Annotated in this window: 21 protein-coding genes; 9 read left to right on the top strand and 12 right to left on the bottom strand. The window is 45.0% G+C overall.

Annotated elements, in window-relative coordinates; all coding sequences use genetic code 11:
• Window positions 1–137: 137 nt before the first annotated feature.
• The 6 genes from INP83_RS20625 to INP83_RS20600 all read right to left on the bottom strand — a co-directional run bounded on the left by INP83_RS20625 (window position 138) and on the right by INP83_RS20600 (window position 4,568).
• Complete coding sequence (locus tag INP83_RS20625; protein WP_219125743.1) at window positions 138–794, bottom strand: GDSL-type esterase/lipase family protein; 657 nt, start codon at window positions 792–794, stop codon at window positions 138–140.
• Window positions 791–1,291, bottom strand: a complete 501-nt coding sequence (locus tag INP83_RS20620) for a cytidine deaminase (protein WP_219125742.1) — start codon at window positions 1,289–1,291, stop codon at window positions 791–793. The genes INP83_RS20625 and INP83_RS20620 overlap by 4 nt, the downstream gene beginning before the upstream one ends.
• 102 nt (window positions 1,292–1,393) lie before the next feature.
• A complete protein-coding gene (locus INP83_RS20615; RefSeq protein WP_219125741.1) occupies window positions 1,394–1,678 on the bottom strand; it encodes a type II toxin-antitoxin system RelE/ParE family toxin in 285 nt (94 codons plus the stop codon).
• Complete coding sequence (locus tag INP83_RS20610) at window positions 1,666–1,845, bottom strand: hypothetical protein (protein WP_219125740.1); 180 nt, start codon at window positions 1,843–1,845, stop codon at window positions 1,666–1,668. The genes INP83_RS20615 and INP83_RS20610 overlap by 13 nt, the downstream gene beginning before the upstream one ends.
• A gap of 56 nt (window positions 1,846–1,901) precedes the next feature.
• Complete coding sequence (locus INP83_RS20605; RefSeq protein WP_219125739.1) at window positions 1,902–3,797, bottom strand: DNA topoisomerase IV subunit B; 1,896 nt, start codon at window positions 3,795–3,797, stop codon at window positions 1,902–1,904.
• A 96-nt stretch (window positions 3,798–3,893) separates the two neighbouring features.
• Entirely contained in the window at window positions 3,894–4,568 is a 675-nt protein-coding gene (locus INP83_RS20600) for a hypothetical protein (RefSeq protein WP_146272664.1), read from the bottom strand.
• Between the two features lie 107 nt (window positions 4,569–4,675).
• On the opposite strand from INP83_RS20600, the gene INP83_RS20595 reads away from it, so the two are divergent.
• The 3 genes from INP83_RS20595 to nagB all read left to right on the top strand — a co-directional run bounded on the left by INP83_RS20595 (window position 4,676) and on the right by nagB (window position 9,308).
• The gene (locus tag INP83_RS20595; protein ID WP_146272666.1) at window positions 4,676–6,016 is read left to right on the top strand and encodes an APC family permease; all 1,341 of its coding nucleotides are present in this window, start codon (window positions 4,676–4,678) and stop codon (window positions 6,014–6,016) included.
• Between the two features lie 3 nt (window positions 6,017–6,019).
• Window positions 6,020–7,183, top strand: a complete 1,164-nt coding sequence (locus INP83_RS20590; RefSeq protein ID WP_219125738.1) for a PLP-dependent aspartate aminotransferase family protein — start codon at window positions 6,020–6,022, stop codon at window positions 7,181–7,183.
• Between the two features lie 205 nt (window positions 7,184–7,388).
• Entirely contained in the window at window positions 7,389–9,308 is a 1,920-nt protein-coding gene (nagB, locus tag INP83_RS20585; RefSeq protein ID WP_146272670.1) for a glucosamine-6-phosphate deaminase, read from the top strand.
• Between the two features lie 86 nt (window positions 9,309–9,394).
• On the opposite strand, the gene INP83_RS20580 is transcribed toward nagB, so the two are convergent.
• Together INP83_RS20580 and INP83_RS20575 are read right to left on the bottom strand one after the other, a co-directional pair.
• Window positions 9,395–10,006, bottom strand: coding sequence for a DUF4142 domain-containing protein (locus INP83_RS20580; RefSeq protein WP_219125737.1), 612 nt, complete (start codon window positions 10,004–10,006; stop codon window positions 9,395–9,397).
• 130 nt (window positions 10,007–10,136) lie between these two features.
• Window positions 10,137–10,802 (bottom strand): basic secretory family protein, encoded by a 666-nt coding sequence (locus tag INP83_RS20575; protein ID WP_219125736.1) that lies wholly within the window; start codon window positions 10,800–10,802, stop codon window positions 10,137–10,139.
• Window positions 10,803–10,959: 157 nt separating this feature from the next.
• Here INP83_RS20575 and INP83_RS20570 point away from each other — a divergent pair, with 157 nt between their 5' ends.
• The 6 genes from INP83_RS20570 (at window position 10,960) to ftcD (ending at window position 18,245) form a co-directional block, all read left to right on the top strand.
• Window positions 10,960–11,322, top strand: coding sequence for a nuclear transport factor 2 family protein (locus INP83_RS20570; RefSeq protein WP_219125735.1), 363 nt, complete (start codon window positions 10,960–10,962; stop codon window positions 11,320–11,322).
• 63 nt (window positions 11,323–11,385) lie between these two features.
• A complete protein-coding gene (locus tag INP83_RS20565; RefSeq protein WP_219125734.1) occupies window positions 11,386–11,892 on the top strand; it encodes a MarR family winged helix-turn-helix transcriptional regulator in 507 nt (168 codons plus the stop codon).
• On the top strand, window positions 11,879–13,438 hold the full coding sequence (gene hutH, locus INP83_RS20560; protein WP_219125733.1) for a histidine ammonia-lyase: 1,560 nt from the start codon (window positions 11,879–11,881) through the stop codon (window positions 13,436–13,438). Before INP83_RS20565 ends, hutH begins: the two co-directional genes overlap by 14 nt.
• Window positions 13,416–15,089 (top strand): urocanate hydratase, encoded by a 1,674-nt coding sequence (gene hutU, locus INP83_RS20555; protein ID WP_219125732.1) that lies wholly within the window; start codon window positions 13,416–13,418, stop codon window positions 15,087–15,089. The genes hutH and hutU overlap by 23 nt, the downstream gene beginning before the upstream one ends.
• A 103-nt stretch (window positions 15,090–15,192) precedes the next feature.
• Window positions 15,193–16,416, top strand: a complete 1,224-nt coding sequence (gene hutI / locus INP83_RS20550) for an imidazolonepropionase (RefSeq protein WP_219125731.1) — start codon at window positions 15,193–15,195, stop codon at window positions 16,414–16,416.
• A gap of 143 nt (window positions 16,417–16,559) precedes the next feature.
• A complete protein-coding gene (ftcD, locus tag INP83_RS20545; protein WP_219125730.1) occupies window positions 16,560–18,245 on the top strand; it encodes a glutamate formimidoyltransferase in 1,686 nt (561 codons plus the stop codon).
• Between the two features lie 19 nt (window positions 18,246–18,264).
• Here ftcD and INP83_RS20540 read toward each other — a convergent pair whose 3' ends face one another.
• From INP83_RS20540 to bshC, 4 genes are read right to left on the bottom strand one after another with little or no spacing between them, the layout of a single operon-like run.
• Entirely contained in the window at window positions 18,265–19,077 is an 813-nt protein-coding gene (locus INP83_RS20540) for a 5'-nucleotidase, lipoprotein e(P4) family (protein ID WP_146272688.1), read from the bottom strand.
• Window positions 19,078–19,095: 18 nt separating this feature from the next.
• On the bottom strand, window positions 19,096–19,641 hold the full coding sequence (msrA, locus tag INP83_RS20535; RefSeq protein ID WP_146272690.1) for a peptide-methionine (S)-S-oxide reductase MsrA: 546 nt from the start codon (window positions 19,639–19,641) through the stop codon (window positions 19,096–19,098).
• 49 nt (window positions 19,642–19,690) lie between these two features.
• On the bottom strand, window positions 19,691–20,287 hold the full coding sequence (locus INP83_RS20530) for a hypothetical protein (protein WP_146272692.1): 597 nt from the start codon (window positions 20,285–20,287) through the stop codon (window positions 19,691–19,693).
• Between the two features lie 43 nt (window positions 20,288–20,330).
• The gene (gene bshC / locus INP83_RS20525; RefSeq protein WP_146272694.1) at window positions 20,331–21,938 is read right to left on the bottom strand and encodes a bacillithiol biosynthesis cysteine-adding enzyme BshC; all 1,608 of its coding nucleotides are present in this window, start codon (window positions 21,936–21,938) and stop codon (window positions 20,331–20,333) included.
• Window positions 21,939–22,154 lie beyond the last annotated feature (216 nt).

The raw sequence follows: 22,154 nt of genomic DNA, 5'->3' as shown, positions 1-22,154 counted from the left end.
TTATTCTTTAAAGCTAATTCTGTTACCGAATTAATTGACCTTTACAATTGCGAGCGATAGCGTGGCAATCTCCTCGCACGTATAGAACGCGAGGCGATTGCCACGTCACTGGCGCTCCTCGCAATGACATAATTTTATTATTTCACCAGCGGCATTAACACCGCCTGCCATTTATCATAACCTTTACTGTTTAAATGCAGCATGTCGCTTTCAAATAAACTGGTATCCGGTTGCTGGGTTGTGGGGTTAAGGATAACGGATGCCACATCTACGTAATGGCTTTTGCGCTTACCTTTTATAAAATTCTTAATAAGCGTGTTAGCCCTGCTAACCTCAGCGAAGTACTTGGCCCGGCTTGGACTTGGCTTTATAGACATGTAATAGATCTCTGCATTTGGCAGGTTCTGTTTGATCATTGCCCATAGCTGGTAAAACTGGCGTGCAGTAAATTCGCCGCTTTTTCCTGCAGCAATGTCGTTCTCCCCGGCGTAAATAAATATTTTACGCGGCTGATAGGGATACATAATATAGGGTGTATAGTAATCTACCAATTGCTCAATGGTGCAGCCGCCTACACCACGGCGGATTATGGTTTTGCCTGCAAAGCGCTGCTCCAGATCAGTCCATTTACGTATCGATGAACTGCCAATGAACAAAATACCATTCTTCGGCGGAAACTTTAGACTGTCCTGTTGTTTGAAATCGCGGATCTCATTATCAAACGGAAAACCTTTTTGCGCGTATGCGCCTAAGCCTGCAAAGGCCAGAACAAGTAACAGAATTAACTTTTTCATAGCGATGGTTGTTGTATCAGGCGGTCTTCAAAAAACATGAAAGGCAAAAAGCTTTGTACGCCGTTCACTTCCCACACGGGGCCGTCAATGCAATATAACAATATCCTGAACGGTTGGTGTTGCCTTTTCTCACATTCGGCCATTACCTGCAGGCAGGCACCGCAAGATGTTATGGGCTTGGTGAGTTCAAATTCGTCAGTATGGGCAGTAACAGCCATGGCTACAATAGGGTCATCTGCATGAGATGTTCCCCAATGGAACAGGGCCACCCGCTCGGCACAAAGCCCTGATGGGTAGGCTACGTTTTCCTGGTTGCTGGCATGTAAAACGGTGCCGCTTTGCAACAGCACCGCAACACCAACTCTGAATTTTGAATAGGGTGAGTGTGAAGTTTCTAAAGCCTTCACCGCTTCTTCGCAAAGTAATTTATCAGGTATGTTTAAATCACCGATCGAGTCGTATTCGTTAAAATCTATTTTTATTTCGTGGTTTGTCATTGAGCCTCTCCCAACCCTCTCCAAAGGAGAGGGCTTTGTTTTATTGGTAACAAAAATCCCCCGCTCTTTTAAGAATGGGGGATACAAGATAAGTGTTATTTATTATTTTAACAATCGTGCAGAATGGTGCACGCGAATTATTTCAACTTTTTCTTCGTTAACTAACCTGTAAATAATTCGATAGGCCCCTTCAATTAATTCTTTAATAGCAGGATTGTCAAATTCAGGAACAATCCTTCCAGATTCAGGATGCGCTTCCAGTATATCAACTCGTGCAATTAGTTTATCTATAAATCTTCCTGCGTATGTGATAGAATCTTTAGCAATATAATCGTAAATGCTTTGTAAATCACTTATAGCTAAAGATGTCCAGCTTATTTGGACCATGTTTTCACCAATTGCTTGACTTCATCGTGAGAAGTAAGAACATCGTTATCGGCCTGTTCTAATCCCTTTTCTACTTTGTCAATCAAAATCAATCTCTCCACAAGCATATCCAAATCGAAATTGGTTGGCATCTCGTTCACCGTTGCAATTACTTTATCTTTAGTCATGTTCTAATTTACAAATATTCGATGATAAATAAAACATACTTAGCATCTCTCATGCTTTACACCGCTACAGTTAACTCCACATCGTCAGATTTTTCGGCAACCAGCGGGTTAACGCTTTCGTCGTCTTTCTCCACGCGCAGGTTATTTACAATGTGCTGTTGGCGGGTTGGGGTGTTTTTACCCATAAAGTATTCAAGCAGCGCTTTAATGTCGGCATTTTTAAGGATCACCGGATCAAGGCGCATGTCTTTACCGATGAACAGACCAAACTCCTCCGGCGATATCTCGCCCAAACCTTTAAATCGGGTTATCTCGGGCTTGTTGCCCAGTTTGGCAATGGCGTTGCGTCGCTCTTCGTCGCTGTAACAATAAATAGTTTCTTTTTTGTTACGTACGCGGAATAATGGCGTTTGCAGGATGGAAACATGCCCCGCCTTTACCAGGTCAGGGAAAAATTGCAGGAAGAAGGTCATCAGCAGCAGGCGGATGTGCATACCATCCACATCGGCATCAGTTGCTATAACAATGTTGTTGTACCTTAATGCATCAATGCCATCCTCAATGTTAAGGGCGTGCTGTAACAGGTTAAATTCCTCGTTCTCGTAAACCACCTTTTTGGTTAAACCAAAGCAATTGAGGGGCTTGCCTTTTAGGCTGAATACCGCTTGCGTCATTACATCGCGCGATTTGGTGATCGATCCACTGGCCGAATCACCCTCGGTGATAAACAGCGTTGTTTCCTGCTTACGCTCGTGATTATCATCAAAATGCAGTTTGCAATCCCTCAGTTTACGGTTGTGTAACGATGCTTTTTTGGCGCGATCGTTAGCAAGTTTTTTAATGCCGGCAATATCCTTACGTTCGCGTTCTGATTGCAATATGCGTTTTAGCAATGCATCTGCTGTTGCAGGATTCTTGTGCAGATAGTTATCGAGTTCTTTTTTTAGAAAGTCGTTGATAAAACCGCGCACCGACGGCCCATCCGGGCCAACATTTTGCGAGCCCAACTTGGTTTTGGTCTGCGATTCAAAAACCGGTTCCTGTACTTTAACTGCAATTGCAGCCACTATCGATGCGCGGATGTCGGCTGCATCAAACTCTTTCTTGTAAAATTCCCTGATGGTTTTAACCACAGCCTCGCGAAAGGCCGCCTGGTGCGTACCACCCTGGGTGGTGTGCTGGCCGTTCACAAATGAATAATATTCTTCGCCATATGACTGGCCGTGCGTCATGGCTATCTCAATATCCTCACCCTTAAGGTGGATGATCGGATAGCGCAGGTTTTCGGCGTCAGCATTGCGGGTAAGCAGGTCATAAAGGCCGCGTTCCGAAAAATATTTTTGGTTGTTAAAGTTGATGGTAAGCCCCGAGTTAAGGAAAACGTAGTTCCATATCATATTCTCCACAAACTCCGGGATAAAGCGGTAGTTGCGAAAAATGCTGTTATCGGGCATAAAGTTTATGGCAGTACCGTTGCGCTGGGTGGTATCTTTTTCCGGATCCTCGCGAACCAGCTCACCTTTCTCAAACTCAGCAATTTTAGTGCGTCCATCGCGGTAACTCTGAACAATAAAGTTAGTAGAAAGTGCATTAACAGCTTTAGTACCTACACCATTTAAACCAACCGATTTCTGGAATGCTTTACTATCGTATTTACCACCGGTGTTGATCTTAGATACACAATCTATCACCTTGCCCAATGGTATACCACGGCCATAATCGCGTACAGAGACTTTGTGATCGCTCATATTGATTTCGATGGTCCTGCCCGATCCCATCACAAACTCATCGATAGAGTTATCCACTATCTCTTTCAGCAAAACATATACCCCATCATCATAAGCAGAGCCATCGCCAAGCTTACCAATGTACATGCCCGGTCTTAAACGGATATGTTCTTTCCAGTCGAGCGAACGGATACTATCGTCGTTATAATTTACATTCTCTGCCATAATAAAATTGGAAGGCGCATAATGCGCTATTTGCAAAAATAAGATACGAATACTTAAATCGCATCTAAATATCTTAACATATTAACACCAGGAAAATCAGGGCTTAAATTTGATACAGTTGCTGGCTTTGTCAATGTTCTTAAAAAACTCGGGCCCACGCTGGTTAGAGAAACAAACCACCATAATGCTGCCGGTATGATCTTTTTGCAACGTTAATAATAAAGCATAACGGTAATGTTTGGTCAACGCTTCGTCGGGTAAGTTTATCATGTAAGAGCGCCCGGCATCGCCATTGTAACGCGCTACCATGTTAGCCGGAATACTGCGTGAAAGAATGGGATTATCGCCGGCAAAAGCTGTAGCCTGCGCCTTACCCATAGCTATGTATAAAGAGTCGGGGTTATCCGGCCTGTCAGCATAGCTAACGGTGGTTTTTTCGTAAGCAGCCCAGTTTTCTTTAAGCGAACGCACCCTAAACCATATCTCAAACTCTTTACCTGGTAATTCCATGGCGTAGTCAAACGATACATCCTCGTTGTTAGGCGCTTTTAGCTCTTTGAAGCCTTGCGGAAAAGTGAATGAAACGTTGGCATCAGCGGCCAATTGCTGAAAAGCTTTTAATTGTGCACTACCTTGCTGGCGCTGCGGAGGAGTCACTTGTTTTTGTGCCCTTGCAGAAGCATAATGCGTTTTACGAGCTTGTGAAAAAACATAAGCTTTAAACGCAAACATCAATATACCCGTAAGTAATATTTGTTTAAATTGCTTCACAATAGTTTAATAAGGCGCGGTAGCTTCAGCTATCTAAGTAAAGGCTTTTTGCTATAATTTGCAATAAATATAAAATATAAATTTAAAAAATAAACGCATAGGTAATAATGAGTATCCAACCACGGCTTAACCGCTTTGACCTCAGCATGATTGTAATTAGCCTGGTGATTGGTATGGGCATATTTGGCAGCCCAAGCGATGTAGCTGTAAAGGCCGGTAACGCATGGATATTTTTCGGGGCCTGGATATTTGGCGGGTTGGTGACCTTATGCGGCGCACTTACTTTTGCGGAGATAGGCGCACGCTACCCAACTACCGGTGGTTTTTATAAGGTATTTTCGTATTGTTATCACCCGGCATTTGCGTTCATGATCAACTGGGTTCTGGTTATAAGTAATGCATCATCTGTGGCAGCCGTCGCTTTGCTGGGCGCCGAATATATTAATCCTATCCTGTTGCCTGCCAGTTTGCAAAACCAGGTTGGTACAAAGCTTACCACTATTTTAACAGTACTTGTGTTATACGTTATAAACTTTTTGGGCATAAAGATGAGTGCACGCGCACAAAACGTGCTTACCATATTCAAGGTTGTTGCTGTTTTGGTGCTTTGCACCGCTATTTTTAAAAGTGACGCTACCGCTCCGGTAGTTGCAGCAGCTCCTGCGCAGGGCGGCAACATGATAACTGCATTTGGCCTTAGCCTGGTGGCGGTATTTTTTACTTACGGAGGGTACCAGCAAACCATCAATTTTGGTGGCGATATCATTAATGCAAAAACTAACATCCCAAAAGCCATTGTATTTGGCATCAGTACGGTCATAGCATTATACCTGGCTATCAATTATGCTTATTATGCTGTTTTAGGCATTGGCGGGCTGCAACAAACGCACACACTGGCAGCTAAGCTGGCAGGGGTAATATTCGGGCCAACTGGATACAAGATCACATCTATACTGATGTTCGTTTCCGTGCTTGGGTATGTAAATGTGAATATCCTGGCCAATCCGCGCGTTTACTACGCCATGGCCGAAGACGGCATACTACCGCAGATTTTTAAGCGTGTAAATCCCAAGACACAGGTACAGGAATTCGGGATGACGGTGTTTGTAGCTGCGGCATTAATCATCCTTTTCTTTGTAGATTCATTTAGCCAGATGCTTAAGTATGTGATGTTCTTTGATACCATCGGGCTTTCGCTTTGCGCCTTAACTATCTTTATTTTACGCAAGCGTACAAAAGACCTCGATACCAGCGGCATTTACACCATTAAATGGTTTCCGCTTATCCCGGTGATCTTTATATTGGCTTATTGGTTTGTCACCATCAATATCTTCATCACGTTTAAAGAAAATCCATTCGCAGCTTTCTGGTGCCTCGCTGCCTATGCCCTGGGGCTGGGCATTTATTACCTGGGCGCTCGCAAACCAAAAACCATTCAACCTGAGTAAATAATGGACATTTCTTATATCCTGAACGAACTTGGCGAAGAGCGCGACCAATACTTTAATGCCGTAGCGCCGCCAATTATCCAAAGCAGTAATTTTACCTTTAAAACGGTTGCCGGTTTTAGGGAAGCGCTTACAGATGAATTTGAGGCAACGCTGTACTCACGTGGGCAAAACCCCACTTTGAACATCCTGCGAAAAAAGCTGGCTGCACTTGATGGTGCCGAAGATGCTTTAGTGTTCGGCAGCGGTATTGCGGCTATCACTGTGCCCATACTTGCCCTGCTTAAACACGGCGACCATATTGTATCTATAGAAAATCCTTACAGCTGGACCATCAAACTCTTCAACAACTTCCTCAGCAAATACGGCATCAGCACTACCTTTGTTGATGGTACCGATACGGCAAATATCGAGCAAGCTATACAGCCTAAAACCAGGCTGATCTATCTGGAAAGCCCCAATACTTTTAGTTATGATCTGCAGGATCTTACCGCCGTTGCGGCTATCGCAAAGCAGCGCAATATCATCACCATGATAGATAATAGCTATTGTACACCATTATATCAACAGCCCATAAAGTTGGGGATCGATCTGGTAGCGCAATCGGCAACCAAATATATTGGCGGGCACTCTGACGTGGTGGCGGGCGTGCTAACTGGTAGCAAAGCATTGATCAAACAGATATTTGATCATGAGTTTTTAAATACCGGTGCTGCGCTTTCACCACATTCGGCATGGCTACTTATCAGGGGATTGCGCACGCTACCCTTGCGTCTGGAGCGCAGTTTTGAAACAACTAAAAAGGTTATTGCCTGGCTTAAGCAACACCCCCGGGTAGACAAGGTACTCTGGCCGTTTGATGAGGAATTCGCGCAACGCGAGCTTGCCGAACAGCAAATGCAAGGTTGCGGGGGCTTATTCAGCTTTACGCTCAAGGGTTCTTCGATAGAAAAGATCGAAGCATTTTGTAACGGCCTCAAACATGTATTAATGGCGGTATCCTGGGGAGGGCACGAGAGTTTAATTATACCTGCTGTTGCGGGGGTAAGCATAAACGATTATGATGAGCAGAACCTGCGCCATCAGCTGATACGAATGTATGTTGGTCTGGAAGAACCGGATTATCTGATAAAAGACCTTGAACAAGCACTCAGATCAGCTTTTTAAATTTTTTTAAAAAGTATTTTGCTTAATGTTTACACATTTACTAAGTTTGCACTGATGAAGTTATTAAACCTATCATATGATATAGCGTATTCGTCCTTGAGAAAGGGCAACAATTTTAGTTTATTGGTTGTAAATCCTCACTTTTAAGTGAGGATTTTTTTTGACCTGATTTTTTTAAGATATTCAACACAAATAAACCCCCATTATGGCAAGATTAAATTTATTAGAAGAAACCCGGTACGAGAAGCTGCCGGTTACGGTCTACTCCGACCAAAAGGCAGCCTCAATTGCAGTTGCACAACGCATAGCCGATCTTATCCGTAGCAAACAGGCAGCAGGCCAAAAAGCCGTATTAGGTTTAGCTACCGGTGTTACCCCGATAAGGGTATATGCTGAATTGGTGCGTTTGCACAAAGAGGAAGGGTTATCTTTTAAAAATGTGATCACTTTTAACCTTGACGAATACTACCCCATGAAGCCGGATGCTGATCAAAGCTACGTTACCTTCATGAACGAAAACCTATTCGATCACATCGATGTAGATAAAGCCAATGTACACATCCCTGATGGTACGCTTGCTCCGGATGATGTTGCTGCTTTTTGTTTGGCTTACGAGCATAAGATAGAAGAACTTGGTGGTTTAGACCTGCAAATATTAGGTATAGGCCGTACCGGTCACATTGGTTTCAACGAGCCGGGTTCGGCACCAAACTCCGGTACCCGTTTAGTTACTTTGGATGACCTTACCCGCCGTGATGCTGCCCGCGACTTTGGTGGTAAAGAGAATGTGCCTACCAAAGCTATTACCATGGGGGTGGGTACCATCTTTAAGGCACGTGAAATTATCCTGATGGCCTGGAGCGCTAAAAAAGCGCCGATCATTCGCCAGGCAGTTGAGGGGGAGATATCAAGCGAGGTGCCGGCAACTTTCCTGCAATTATCAGATCACGTAGAATTTGTATTGGATGTTGATGCAGCTTCGCAGCTTACTCGTTTTGATACGCCTTGGTTGGTTAAAGATTGCGTTTGGGACGAGAGGTTGATCAAAAAGGCCGTTATATGGCTTTCTGGCGCCGTGAACAAACCTATCCTTAAACTGGAGGAGGAAGATTATAATAACAACGGTATGGCGCAGCTGGCCGTAGATAAGGGCCCCGTTTACCAGATAAACATCGATATATTTAACCAGATACAACACACCATTACGGGATGGCCGGGCGGTAAGCCGGGTGCAGATGACAGCCAGCGCCCTGAACGTGCTGAACCTGCACGCAAACGTTCTATCGTATTCTCTCCGCACCCTGATGATGATGTAATATCAATGGGTGGCACATTTATTCGCCTGGTAGACCAGGGGCACGATGTGCACGTGGCCTATCAAACATCAGGCAACACAGCCGTTTGGGACGATGATGTTTTGCGCTTTGTTGAATTTGCTATCGACTTTAAAGAGAGCGTAGGCGAAGATGTTTCAGCAATGAAAAAAACGTACGCTGAGATGCGCGAGTTTATGACAAGCAAAAAGCCCAACCAGATAGACACACCTGAGATACGCGATGTAAAAGGCTTCATCCGTAAAACAGAAGCTATTGCCGGTGCCCGCTACGCAGGTTTGCCTGACAGCAATATCCATTTCCAGGCTTTGCCTTTTTATGAAACCGGCAAAACGCAAAAAAACTCGGTTGGCGAAGAAGATATCAGGCTTACAATGGAGCTGTTGCAAAAAATAAAACCACACCAGGTTTTCGCTGCCGGCGACTTTGCCGATCCGCATGGTACGCACGTGGTTTGTTTCAACATCATCATTGAATCGTTACGCCGCCTGCGCGAAACCGAAGATTGGGTAAAGGATTGCTGGGTTTGGATGTACCGCGGTGCATGGCAGGAATTCCCTACTTACGAGATCGAAATGGCCGTACCACTTTCACCTGCCGAGGTTATCCGCAAACGTAACGCCATTTTTAAGCATCAATCGCAAAAAGACCGCCCTGTTTTCCCGGGCGATGATGCACGCGAGTTTTGGGTACGCGCAGAAGACCGTAACCGCGAAACTGCACAATCATACGATAAATTAGGTATGGCAGAGTATGCAGCCATGGAAGCTTTTGTGAGATATCACTATTAATAAGAACATCATACTTATAAACAGCAAGAGCCGCATTTGCGGCTCTTGCTGTTTTATATACCTCGTATTAAAGCAGAGGCTAATACTTATTTTTTCACTGCTGCCTGTGCTTTTTCAGCAGCTTCTAAATGGTGCTGCAAAATAGGCACGTGTTTGGCTGCAAAAGCCTTGATCTCTGCATCCTTACCATCAGTGGCTTCCTTTTTAAATTCTTCTACATCTTCTTTGTGGTCTTTCACCATGTAGTCGATGTATTTTTTATCAAAGTCGGCACCACTCAATTTAGCCATCTCGTCCACATCTTTTTGTTTATCGTTTGATAAAATGGCAGGCAGCGTGATCACTTTGGTACCTGCTAACGCTTTAAGCTCATCATTAGCTTTTGAGTGATCGGAAACCATCATGGCACCAAATTCCTTTACTTGTGCTGATGATGCCTTTTGCTGTGCAAGTTTACCGAGGGTAACTTCAAGCATACCTCCGTTAGCGGCATTAACCATAAATTTCGCATCATCTTTTAGCTCAGTAGAATCTTTTGATTCCAGCTCTTTCTTGTTACTGTCTATGGCAGCATCGGTGCTGTTGCTCATCACACTTTTTGAGCTATCCGTGTCTGCTGTGCCCTTGCTTCCGGTACCGCTACATGCTGCAGCAGTTACTATAATGGTTCCTAATAGTAATTTTGTGATATTTTTCATGATAGATTTTTTACTTATTAGTTAACCAATAATTATGCCATCAATGCTTTTTTATGTAGAGAGAAGGTTTTGCATAATTTAGCTCAACGTCAGCAAATACGATCTAAAATCCCGGCTCCCCGCTCTTAAATTATAGTACTGGATTGGCAGCGTATTCCCTCCATAACTCTTCTACAGTTTTACCTGTCAGTTGCTTAAAAGTATTTTCGCTGTAGGTGTGTTTGCGCATAATATCGTCAAGCTTTTTTATAGTGCCTTTCTTCACGTGTTTTTCTATCCAGGTAAAGAAACGAGCGGTTATACGGTAGCTGTTATCAAAATTTTGAGTGGGTTTGTAATCGGGTAGTTTCCAACCGGCCGCCTGGTTAGCAATGCCGTACTCGTTACGCACATAATCCGCAATGCCTTCTGTGATCCACCATGGGCCGTTTGTATTGCCATAATCTTGCACTATGTGCATCACTTCGTGGGTAACTACATCAATATCATTAGGATGTTTAGTCATGTAATAAGCACTAAAAACCACGCGGCCGTTATCGGTAGCAGCAACGCCGTGGTAGGCGGTGTCAATGAAAAGGTTTACTGTCTTAAGGCTATTCTTGTTATATTCTTTAACAATGCCCGGATAAACCTCAAAAAAAGTAGTGATCAATTTTTGACGCAAAGCCTTATCAAAATTAACATCGTTGCCGGATACGATCAGCGTATAGCCATTCTTTTTTAATGTATCGATACTTTCAGCGAAGCTCGTTATCGCTAATAAGCCAAGTATTAGTGTTAAAGCGTATTTTTTCATGCAGCAAATGTAATTTAAACCTTTACAAATATGCTTTAACGGTGTAAAAAGGGTGATACATTGAAACAGACACTTTAAATGCATAAAGGTGCTTGTCAAGCGGCGATATTGTACGTAAATTAACAGTGAAGAAATATTTTGATAAATAGAACGCAAAATGAAAAGCAACACAGAAGTTGTACAACTTTTATCGGGTGGAAAATTTGATGAGGTTGAGGATCACCTCGCCGAAAATATAGAATGGCAGATTTACGAAGAGAAAATGACTATCACCGGGAGAGCTGAAGTACTTAAGTTCTGCAGATCGGTAGCTGAGTATTTTAAAACCATCACCACCAAGTTTGAGATGTTTGGCCTTGTGAACGGCGGAGATAAGATCTCGATCTACGGTCGTGCCGAATTTATCCGCGAAGGAAAAACAGTTAACCTGGTTCATTCATGTGACGTTTATGAATTTGGGGGAGATGGAAAGATCCTCAAAATTTACTCATACTGTAACTCTCAACCAACAGAGCAATAAATCTTTATCAATTTGTGGAACAAATAAACTTGCATTTATATAAGCGCTTATATAAATTGCATTATGAATTTGTATCAGAATTTAGGTTACCTGGTTTTGGGCAGTCGCTTAAGGCGTTTAAGCGAGGCTTTCTTGAGCGAAATAAACCGCATTTATCAGAACGAGGGCATTGAGTTTGATGCCAGTTGGTTCCCGGTTTTTTATTTATTGTCACAGAATGATTCGCTGTCGATAAAAGAACTGAGCGATAAAACCGAGGTATCGCACCCGGCGGCGAGTCAACTCATCACCAACCTCAAAAACCGCAACCTGGTGGAGACCACCGCCGACCCCGACGATGCCCGCCGCCAGCTGGTACAATTTACCGAAAAAGGTAAAGACCTGCTGCAACAGATCCTCCCCATATGGGATGCCATCAGCGCCAGCATGACCGAGCTTGCAGCCAGTGATACACAGATAGAACACCTGCTGCCTGCCATCACCGCCATGGAAGATACATTTCGCGCTTACAACCTTTCCGGCCACGTAGGCGATAAACTTAAAGCTGCTATCTCCAATGAAAATATTTAATTACGGCATAGATCATTTAAGTGTTGGCCTTTGCCTTGATATTGCTGCGGGGAGGGTAAAGGGAATAATCGGTGAGGATGCTAAAATCCGCATTGAAACATCCTGGCGCGAGGTGGAAAAGATAGCTCATGGTACAGAAGCTGTATATGGAATAAATACTGGTTTTGGTCCGCTGTGTGATACGCGCATCTCTGAGCAGGATACCAGTTTGTTGCAAAGTAACATTTTAAAAAGCCATAGCGTAGGCGTAGGCAACCCAATTCCCGAAGAGACCGCTAAACTGATGCTCATTACCAAAGTACATGCCTTGGCTCGGGGCTTCTCAGGTATTGCCTTGCAAACTTTGGAGCGCATTATCTGGCATATCGAAAATAATGTGATACCGGTTGTGCCGGAGAAAGGTTCAGTTGGTGCGTCAGGCGATCTGGCACCATTGTCACACCTTTTCCTGCCTTTGATCGGTTTGGGAGAGGTGCTGGTTGATGGAAATCGTAAACCGGCTGATGTGGTTTTAAAAGATAATGGCTTACAGCCGTTAACGCTTGGGCCTAAAGAAGGATTAGCACTGATCAACGGCACGCAATTCATACTTGCTTTTGCAGTGAAAGGCGTGGAGCGCTTAAAGAATATATTGGACACAGCTGATATCATCGGTGCAGTATCGTTAGAGGGCTTGATGGGGTCGGCTAAGCCGTTTGATGAGCGCCTGCATGCTATTCGCCCGTATAAGGGTACCAAACATGTGGCTAAACGCCTGGCTGCTATGCTGCAAGGGTCAGAAATTGGCAGCTCACATGCAGACTGCGACCGCGTGCAGGACCCATACTCCTTACGTTGTATGCCGCAGGTACATGGTGCATCGCGCAATGCCTGGCTGCATTTAAAGGAAATGACGGAAATTGAACTGAATTCCGTTACCGATAACCCAATTGTTTTTAATGCCGACGACACCATCAGTGGCGGCAACTTCCACGGGCAGCCCATGGCTATTCCTTTGGATTACGCAGCCATCGCGGCAGCAGAATTAGGCAACATTGCCGACCGTCGTTGTTACTTGATGAGTGAAGGACGATACGGTTTACCCAAATTATTGACCAGTGATGCCGGCTTAAATTCCGGCTTGATGATCCCGCAATATACTACTGCGGCCTTGGTAACCGAGAACAAAACGCTTTGCTTCCCGGCGAGCGCCGACAGCGTACCGACTTCGCTTGGACAGGAAGACCATGTTTCCATGGGTTCCATCAGTGGGCGAAAGCTACATCAGATCATCGATAACATAGAATATATACAGGCCATAGAGTTGCTGTATGCCACACAAGCTTTAGAGTTTCGCAGGCCGTTGCAATCGACCAATATGATAGAGGCGTGCTATCAATTGGTGCGCGAACATGTGCTTGCGATAAAAGAGGACAGGATCTTTGCTACGGATATTAATGCCCTGCATAAACTCATTACAAGCGGGCAGTTTTTATCCTTGGCCAACCAAACCGGCCAAAACCATAAACTTAATTTAAATGACGATGACGAGTTCGGAATTTATTGATACTTACGCCAACCATCCGCATTACAAGGCGCCGGTAGGTAACCGTTTGCATGCTAAAAGCTGGCAAACAGAGGCGCCATTACGTATGCTTTTGAATAATCTGGATAAACAGGTGGCCGAAAACCCGGATGAACTGGTAGTTTATGGTGGTATAGGCCAGGCAGCACGCAACCCCGAATCGTTGAGAAAGATCATTGAGATCTTATTGGAACTGGATGAGAACCATTCGTTGCTGGTACAATCAGGCAAGCCGGTGGGTATTGTACGCACGCACCCGCAGGCGCCACGTGTGCTGATAGCTAATAGTAACCTGGTGCCGGCATGGTCTACCTGGGAGCATTTTAATAAACTGCGCGCTGAGGGCTTGATGATGTACGGCCAAATGACTGCGGGCAGCTGGATCTACATCGGAACGCAGGGTATTTTGCAAGGCACTTATGAAACCTTTGTTGAAGCAGGACGCCAGCATTTTAATGGTGATCTGCGTGGTAAACTAATTGTTAGCGCGGGCTTGGGCGGTATGGGTGGCGCACAGCCATTGGCAGCTACCATGGCAGGCGCAGTTTTCCTGGGTGCCGATGTAGATGAAAGCAGCATTCAGAAACGTATTGAAAGTAAGTATATCGACCGACTTACCCATTCATACGATGAAGCTATTGCCTGGGCGAAAGATGCAATGGCGAAAAGCGAACCCTTGTCAGTAGGCCTGGTTAGCGATGCAGGCGATATGCTTGAGAAATTGATAGCTGATGGTTTAGTGCCGGATATGCTTACCGATCAAACATCGGCGCACGACCCGATAAATGGTTACGTGCCGAACGGTCTGCGTTTGGACGAAGCAGTTGATCTACGTAAAGCACATCCCGAACAATATAAATTATTGTCGCTAAAAAGCATGGCCCGCCATGTTGGTTTGATGCTGGAACTGCAAAAAAGAGGTTCAATCACTTTCGATTATGGTAATAACCTGCGCGAGTTTGCACGCCAGGGCGGTGAACCCGATGCTTTTAATTTCCCGGGGTTCACGCCCGCATTCATTCGGCCGCTGTTTTGCGAAGGTAAAGGACCGTTCCGCTGGGTGGCATTATCCGGCGATCCCGAAGATATTTATACAACAGATAGAGCTTTGATGGAAGCATTCCCTGATAATACTGCGCTTATCAATTGGATAGAGAAAGCGCAAAAGCAAGTGGCATTTCAGGGCTTGCCTGCGCGCATTTGCTGGCTCGGCATGGGCGAGAGGGAAAAAGCGGGCCTGATATTTAACGACCTCGTGGCAACCGGAAAAGTAAAGGCACCGATAGTGATCGGCAGGGACCATCTGGATTGTGGCTCCGTGGCTTCACCCAACAGGGAAACAGAGGCGATGAAAGATGGCACGGACGCAGTATCAGACTGGCCGCTGCTTAACCTGATGGCTAACACTTCGGGCGGAGCAACATGGGTTTCATTCCATCATGGCGGTGGTGTGGGAATTGGCTATTCGCAACACGCGGGTATGGTGGTGGTGGCCGATGGCACGCAGCGCGCCGCAGAATGCCTTAAACGTGTGCTACATAACGATCCGGCCATGGGTATCTTCCGCCACACAGATGCAGGTTATGATAAAGCTGCTGAATGGGGTGAAAGGTTTGGATTAAAGGTGTGGTGATTTGAGTCATTGGGGCGTTAAGTCATTGAGTCATTAATAAAAGACGATAAAAACAAACGCGTCATTGCCACGCTACACTTGCAATGACGTAAGTAAATAATACATGAAACTAACAGGCCCATTCACACAAATATTACCGCTTGATGGCTTGCCGCTTAAAGGTACGCTTGGCGATGAGCAACTAAGCATCATCCCTAACGGCGGTGTATTAACTGAGGACGGAATTATTTTAGGCATTGGCGATTTTGACCAACTGCGAAAAGCCAACCCATCGGCACAAAATGAAGAAATTACCGGGCCGCAGGTTTTGTTGCCCGGCTTTGTAGATTGCCATACGCACATCTGTTTTGGCGGTAACCGGGCTAAGGATTACAGCATGCGCATTGCAGGTAAAACTTACCTGGAGATAGCCAATGCCGGGGGCGGTATTTGGGATACGGTTACCCAAACCCGCAAAGCTACCGAGCAGGAACTGACCGAAACTCTCATACAACGTGCTAACCGGCACCTTAATGAAGGTTTAACTACCATAGAGGTAAAAAGTGGTTATGGCCTATCTGTACAGGATGAGTTGAAACAGCTGCGTGCGATTAAAGCGGCATCTGCACAAACTAAAGCTAAGTTGATACCCACCTGCCTGGCTGCGCACATGGTACCTAATGATTTTAGTGGTTCGCAGGAGGAATATTTGATTTTGGTCCTGAATGAGCTTTTGCCTAAAATAAAAAATGAACAATTAAGTAACAGGGTTGATATATTTATCGAACAAAGCGCCATTAGTGCCGATAACGCGTTGAATTATTTAACTAAAGCCAAAGCATTGGGGTTTGATGTTACCGTTCACGCAGATCAGTTTACCATGGGCGGTAGTAAGGTAGCGGTTGAGGTTGGTGCTGTTTCTGCCGATCACCTGGAAGCATCCGGCGAAGCCGAAATAAAATTACTAGCGGAGAGTGATACGGTGGCCGTGGCCTTGCCCGGTGCATCGTTAGGCTTAGGCATGAATTATCCGCCTGCCCGCAAGTTGCTTGATGCAGGTGCCTGCCTCGCTTTTGCCAGCGACTGGAACCCAGGCTCGGCACCCATGGGCGACCTGCTGATGCAAGCTGCCGTAATGAGCGCCGCAGAAAAGCTATCCGCTGCAGAAGTATTCGCAGGGTTAACTTACCGTGCAGCAGCGGCGCTAAAAATAAACAACCGTGGTATATTATCGCCTGGTATGGTGGCAGATATGCAATCTTACCCATGCGCCGATTACCGGGAGATCTTATATTACCAGGGAAAGATGAAGCCGGTGGCAGTGTGGACTGGCGGAAATAAAGCGTAGGGCTTGTGCGATTCCTTCCCTCGGGAAGGTGTAGGAAGGGGTTATTACGGTTTGCAAATGCAGGAACCCCTCCCCGCCATAACACAGCCCGGCGCACCCCTCCCAAGGGAGGGAATTAAAGAATGACTCAATGAAATCATAATATGAAGAAATTAATTGAATGCGTACCCAACTTTAGCGAAGGGGTAAATATGGGCATCATCAAACAGATAACCGATGAGGTTGAATCTGTTGATGGTGTGCGTTTGTTAAATGTTGACCCAGGCAAGGCTACCAACCGTACGGTGGTAACTTTTGTTGGCGAACCCGAGCAGGTGATAGAGGCCGCTTTTAGGGCCATTAAAAAAGCTGGTGAGCTAATTGATATGAGCAAGCAAAAAGGGGAGCATCCACGTATGGGTGCAACTGATGTTTGCCCGCTGATACCTATTGCCAATATCAGCATGGAAGAAACGGCTGAGTATGCCGTGAAATTGGCCAAAAGTGTTGGCGAGCAGTTACAAATACCTGCTTATTTGTATGAATACGCACAACCCAATAAAAGCCGCAGCAATTTATCTATCATCCGTGCGGGGGAATACGAGAGTTTCTTCAAGAAGATCAAACAGCCCGAATGGGCGCCTGATTTTGGCCCGGCGGAAAATGATGTGAAACGTGGTGCTACGGTAATTGGTGCACGCGATTTTTTGGTTGCATACAACGTTAACTTAAACACTACCTCAACCCGTAGGGCAAACGCAATAGCCTTTGATGTTCGCGAGGCTGGCCGCACCATGCGTGAGGGCGACCCGGTAACAGGTAAGATCGTCACCGACGAGAACGGTAAACCCAAAAGCATCCCCGGTTCGCTTAAAAGTGTAAAGGCGATTGGCTGGTATATTGAAGAATACGGTATTGCGCAGATATCTATGAACCTGACCAATATTGAGGTTACGCCTGTGCACATGGCCTTTGACGAGGTTTGCAAGAAAGCTAACGAGCGAGGCATCCGTGTTACAGGCAGCGAACTGGTAGGTTTAATACCGCTTAAGGCGATGCTTGAGGCAGGCAAATACTTTCTGAGGAAACAAAAAAGATCGGTAGGCGTTAGCGAAAGCGAGTTGGTGAAAATCGCCATTAAATCAATGGGGCTGGATGAGTTGGGCCCATTCAATCCGCAAGAGAGGATCATCGAATACCTTTTGAAAGATCAGGCCGACAGTAAATTGATCGGCATGAGTTTAACCGGTTTCGCTGATGAAACGGCAAGTGAAAGCCCCGCCCCTGGTGGTGGTTCCATATCGGCTTACCTGGGTGTATTGGGGGCATCATTAGCTACCATGGTAGCTAATCTTTCATCTCACAAAAAAGGTTGGGACAGCCGATGGGAAGAGTTTAGCAACTGGGCAGAGCAGGGGCAATGCTATAAAGATGAATTGCTGAGCCTGGTAGATAAGGATACAGCTGCTTTTAACCAGATCATGGAAGCTTTCTCGCTACCTAAATCAACCGACGATGAAAAAGCTGCACGTACAGCCTCCATTCAGTCTGCAACAAAGTATGCCATTGAAGTTCCCTTTAAAGTGATGGAGGTTGCAGTAGAAAGTTTCGGCCTTATTAAAGCAATGGTTGAGGGTGGAAATCCAAATTCTGTTACGGATGCAGGTGTGGCTGCCTTATGTGCGCGGTCTGCAGTGTTAGGTGCTTTTATGAATGTGAAAATTAACGCATCAGGTTATAATGACAAGGCTTATGTTGCCAAAGTTTTGAGTAAGGGAGCTGAACTGGAAAATGCCGCTGTAGAAGCAGAAAAAGAAATTATCAAAATGGTGAATAATAAAATAGCCTGACACAAATCGGGCTGCCTGATTATTGCTTTTCTAACTTGATATTCGCCTTTATAACGGAATCTTTTTGGGCGCCGCTGAGTTTGTAATTGTATTTGAACAATGCGCTTTCAAAATCGCCATAGGATGGATTAGGGATTACAATATACCTGCTTCCGAATTCTTTTCTCAGTCGCTCGGTGGCAGCCGTACGTTCTGCTTCCGGGCGTTTGTCATCGTAAACCTTGTCAAAATCCGGCAGGTTATCTCCGCACAGTAAAACTATATCGCATTTAGCTGCAACCTGCTGGCGGCGCGCTTCCTTGCTTGATGGGCCGTTTTTTAGAAAGATATGTGCGGCATCGGTATACGGAAGGCCATATTTCTGCAGGTTTTTTGTAGTGCCTTCCCGTTCGCTTTCGTCGCGATTGGTGATGTAGTACACCTGAACACCTTTTGATGCCGCATATTTAAAAAATGCAGGCGCGCCTGGTACGGTATCAGCATCAGCCTTTGCCGTCCAGGTTTTCCAGGTATCTAATGTGTATTCCTGGTTATTCAAAGCGCGCATGGCGTCGTATGGACTGTTATCTAACAAAGTTTCGTCTATATCTGTTACAACGGCCATGGGTTTGTTATTGCCCGAAGACTTAGCCAGTGCTTCATCTAATCTTAATTTAGCCAAATTATAGGCCTGGAAACAAAGTGCTTTATATTCTGCAGCGCGCTGCTGCCACAAAGAGGCCCACACCTTGCCGCCATTGGCTAATGAAATACCTTGTTGCGTTTGTTTTGGTGGAGAGCAGGCAGCTAATAAAATTGCACTTGCGCACACCAGACCGATACTTTTTTTCATAACGAAAGCTTGTAGCCCTTACAGTAATTCGGGCTTTATTTTATCCGTAAATTCTTTCACAAACTTATTCAATTTGGGATGAATAACAACGGTACAGTATGGCTTTAATGGATTTGTAATGTAATAGTTTTGATTGTGATTATCGGCTTGGTAAAACTCAGATGCCGGGCTTATTTCTGTAAGGATAGGTTTATCAAAAAGCTGTTCATCGGCAAGGCGTTTCATCATGGCCTCAGCCGCGCGCTTTTGCCTGTCATCATGATAAAAGATCACACTGCGGTACTGTGTGCCGATATCGCCACCCTGGCGGTTAAGGCTTGTCGGGTTGTGAGTTTTAAAGAAAAACAGCAAGAGTTCGTCCAGTGAAACAATATCGCCATCAAATTCCACTTGTACTACCTCAGCATGGCCGGTGTTGCCATTCGAAATCTCCATATAGGTAGGATACTTCACCGTACCACCCATATAGCCCGATTTGACCGAAACGACGCCTTTAACACTTTGGAAAATTGCCTCGGTGCACCAGAAGCAGCCACTGCCGAAGGTGATATTTTGAATGTTCATGTTAATCATAAACAGTCATAACGCTGGCGCTGCTAAATAATGATGGGTGCTACTCAATATCTTCGTAAGGCAAGTGACTTAAATCTGCCAACTTTTGAGGAAGATTTCTGAAAAGCTCAATGGGTGGAGTTATTGCTTTCGGTTTGAAGTTTGTAAAAGGAATTTTGTAGCAAAAATTGTCTGACGATGTGAGATAAACGTTGTCATATTCTTTATCATCCACCAGGTAGAACATACAAACTTTACCCTCTAAATCCTCCTGATCAATTCCCTCATTTTTGCTGACGGTTGACCAACCATGAATTTCGGCTTTCCACTTGATGTCTACCGGATAAGCTAAATAATTTACAGCAAAACAAAATGTAGTTAGATCGATATTGTATGGAAAGGTTACTGTATACTCTGATCCAAATAATGAGTAAACTCTTGGCAGCGCAGCATAATCCTCTTGATTATACTGATTACAAAAGTCCTTTAAAGCCTTTTTTACTTCATCCAAAGTAGCATTGCTTATCAGTATTATTTTATCATTTGAAATTACAAGAGATGGTTTTCCTGTTAAAGGACGCTTGCTAACACCTGTTTTGCTTTTTGATTTTCTGATAAGAAAATAGAGTACGATAAGAATGATGATTGCGACTTTCATACATTAGGTTTGCCTCTAAGATAATAAACCTCTGGAGAAACCGCTACTCCGTTAGCACTGTAAATTTAAAATCTAAAGGCTCAAAGTTGCGCACCAGTTCGTCAATAAACAACTGTCCCCATTTTACGTAGCTCAAACCAAAATTTTCGTTACGTTCCTGCAGACTGTTTTTTGGAAATAGGTCTTCTTTTATATGTTCTATTTGCTCAAGACGAGTTTGATAATTGCGCTTTTCGGCTTTTACGAGTTTCTTCTGAAAATTGCCAATGGCATGTTTCAGTCTTGCTTGTATGGCCGCTGCCGATGGGGGCAGGGTAGGGTCTATCTTATGCGAGGCCAGTTTTATTTTTTCAAACGTACGCTCAAACTCGCGCCATTCCTCGTTAAGGCTCAGGTCATGGTTACTGTGTTTCTTCACCCAATCGTTTTTGATCTCGTCGGTGCTTTTAAACAACAGTGTAGGAGAGAGCTCCATGCTTTTAATTTTGGCAGCAGTTTCCTTGCGGATAACCAACCCGGAGTTGCGGAGGATCAGCACCGGAAAATCGACTCCATAGAAATCAAAGTTCGATTTTAACTCCAGCCAGTAAACCACCTCGGCACCACCGCCAATATAGGCTGCATTAGGCAGTATGCACTCCTGGTATAAAGGGCGCATTACCACGTTGGGGCTAAAGCGCTCCGGCGCTGCTTGTAATTCCTGCTTAAGCTCATCTTCGGTAAAGGTGATGTCGGTATTCATCACCGCGTAGCGGCCGTTTTCGAACACGATGCGTTCTCGAAGCTGATCCTTAAGGTAAAAGAAATTTATCTCGCGTGGATTAACCTGTATATGCACGCCCAGTTGCTGCAGTTTGATGTTGGCGGCGCTGATATTTTTAAAGCTGTTCTGCTCTATAATGTCGCGCTCAATTATTGGTGCAAATTCGGCTTTAAGCCTGCGGTCGTCGGCATCGATTATTACCAGCCCATAACGCGCAAACAAAGCATTTACCAAGTAGCGGGTAGCATCAGCAAGCTTATCAAATTTGGTGTAGGCGGTTTCCACCATCTCGCCCAATTCAGATGAGTGCCCGTCAATACCTAAAACACCCTTGTATTGATTAATGGCCTGGCGCATGGTATCGGGGTTGATGCGGCCGGTTGCGCCGGCAGCCTCATACCACCAATGCACTTTTTTGCCACCGATGTTGGTGTAATTGATCTCGGCAAAATCATGGTCCTCAGAAGCCATCCAATATACAGGCACAAAGTCTTTGTCAGGGAAAGCTTCTTTAAGCTGGCTGCAAAGCTTTATGGCCGTTACAATCTTGTAAATAAAGTAAAGCGGGCCGGTAAATATATTGAGCTGGTGACCGGTAGTAATTGTAAAGGTGTTATCGTTTTTAAGAAGTCCGATCTGGGCTTTAACATGCTCCTGTGATTCTAACTGACGGAAATCGGCACCTTTACCGAAGTATTGTTCAGTTAAAACCTCGGCAAGTAAGGTGCGGTTTGCAGTAACCTTTTTGTTATCGAAAAACTCAGCAAAGCCCTGTAGCGTTGGCCTGTAACCATAAAATGAACGTAACTCCGGGACATCTTCCAGGTAATCGATCACCGTTTGGGAGAATAACCCCGTGTCTTTATAGTCAATACAGGCAGCTTCCATTTATCGTCAATTTGGCGGCAACATTGTAAATGCATGGCTTAAATCAACTCACCCGGTCATCGCTATCGCTCGACCACCCTCTCTTCGCTGCGCGTAAAGAGGGATTTCGTTTCTTACCCTCTTTGCTGAGCAGAGAGGGTCGACCAGCGTAGTGTAGTCGGGGTGAGTCTAATGCCAGGCAACAAAGCGTTACCCTATTCAAAGTTAATCGTCGAA

Origin of the sequence: Mucilaginibacter sp. 21P, from assembly GCF_019331605.1 — a bacterium.
Taxonomy (GTDB): Bacteria; Bacteroidota; Bacteroidia; order Sphingobacteriales; family Sphingobacteriaceae; genus Mucilaginibacter; species Mucilaginibacter achroorhodeus.
Note: the sequence above shows the minus strand (reverse complement) of the source record. Positions and strands in the feature narration are given on the sequence as shown.

What these genes read in the sequence shown, in the direction of transcription:
- bshC (WP_146272694.1), bottom strand. Translation starts at nt 21,938, where the DNA reads ATGGAAGCTGCCTGTATTGACTATAAAGACACGGGGTTATTCTCCCAA.
- INP83_RS20610 (WP_219125740.1), bottom strand. Translation starts at nt 1,845, where the DNA reads ATGACTAAAGATAAAGTAATTGCAACGGTGAACGAGATGCCAACCAAT.
- INP83_RS20575 (WP_219125736.1), bottom strand. Translation starts at nt 10,802, where the DNA reads ATGAAAAAATACGCTTTAACACTAATACTTGGCTTATTAGCGATAACG.
- INP83_RS20595 (WP_146272666.1), top strand. Translation starts at nt 4,676, where the DNA reads ATGAGTATCCAACCACGGCTTAACCGCTTTGACCTCAGCATGATTGTA.
- INP83_RS20615 (WP_219125741.1), bottom strand. Translation starts at nt 1,678, where the DNA reads ATGGTCCAAATAAGCTGGACATCTTTAGCTATAAGTGATTTACAAAGC.
- ftcD (WP_219125730.1), top strand. Translation starts at nt 16,560, where the DNA reads ATGAAGAAATTAATTGAATGCGTACCCAACTTTAGCGAAGGGGTAAAT.
- INP83_RS20605 (WP_219125739.1), bottom strand. Translation starts at nt 3,797, where the DNA reads ATGGCAGAGAATGTAAATTATAACGACGATAGTATCCGTTCGCTCGAC.
- INP83_RS20540 (WP_146272688.1), bottom strand. Translation starts at nt 19,077, where the DNA reads ATGAAAAAAAGTATCGGTCTGGTGTGCGCAAGTGCAATTTTATTAGCT.
- INP83_RS20570 (WP_219125735.1), top strand. Translation starts at nt 10,960, where the DNA reads ATGAAAAGCAACACAGAAGTTGTACAACTTTTATCGGGTGGAAAATTT.
- INP83_RS20580 (WP_219125737.1), bottom strand. Translation starts at nt 10,006, where the DNA reads ATGAAAAATATCACAAAATTACTATTAGGAACCATTATAGTAACTGCT.
- hutH (WP_219125733.1), top strand. Translation starts at nt 11,879, where the DNA reads ATGAAAATATTTAATTACGGCATAGATCATTTAAGTGTTGGCCTTTGC.
- nagB (WP_146272670.1), top strand. Translation starts at nt 7,389, where the DNA reads ATGGCAAGATTAAATTTATTAGAAGAAACCCGGTACGAGAAGCTGCCG.
- INP83_RS20590 (WP_219125738.1), top strand. Translation starts at nt 6,020, where the DNA reads ATGGACATTTCTTATATCCTGAACGAACTTGGCGAAGAGCGCGACCAA.
- INP83_RS20620 (WP_219125742.1), bottom strand. Translation starts at nt 1,291, where the DNA reads ATGACAAACCACGAAATAAAAATAGATTTTAACGAATACGACTCGATC.
- hutI (WP_219125731.1), top strand. Translation starts at nt 15,193, where the DNA reads ATGAAACTAACAGGCCCATTCACACAAATATTACCGCTTGATGGCTTG.
- hutU (WP_219125732.1), top strand. Translation starts at nt 13,416, where the DNA reads ATGACGAGTTCGGAATTTATTGATACTTACGCCAACCATCCGCATTAC.
- INP83_RS20530 (WP_146272692.1), bottom strand. Translation starts at nt 20,287, where the DNA reads ATGAAAGTCGCAATCATCATTCTTATCGTACTCTATTTTCTTATCAGA.
- INP83_RS20625 (WP_219125743.1), bottom strand. Translation starts at nt 794, where the DNA reads ATGAAAAAGTTAATTCTGTTACTTGTTCTGGCCTTTGCAGGCTTAGGC.
- INP83_RS20565 (WP_219125734.1), top strand. Translation starts at nt 11,386, where the DNA reads ATGAATTTGTATCAGAATTTAGGTTACCTGGTTTTGGGCAGTCGCTTA.
- msrA (WP_146272690.1), bottom strand. Translation starts at nt 19,641, where the DNA reads ATGAACATTCAAAATATCACCTTCGGCAGTGGCTGCTTCTGGTGCACC.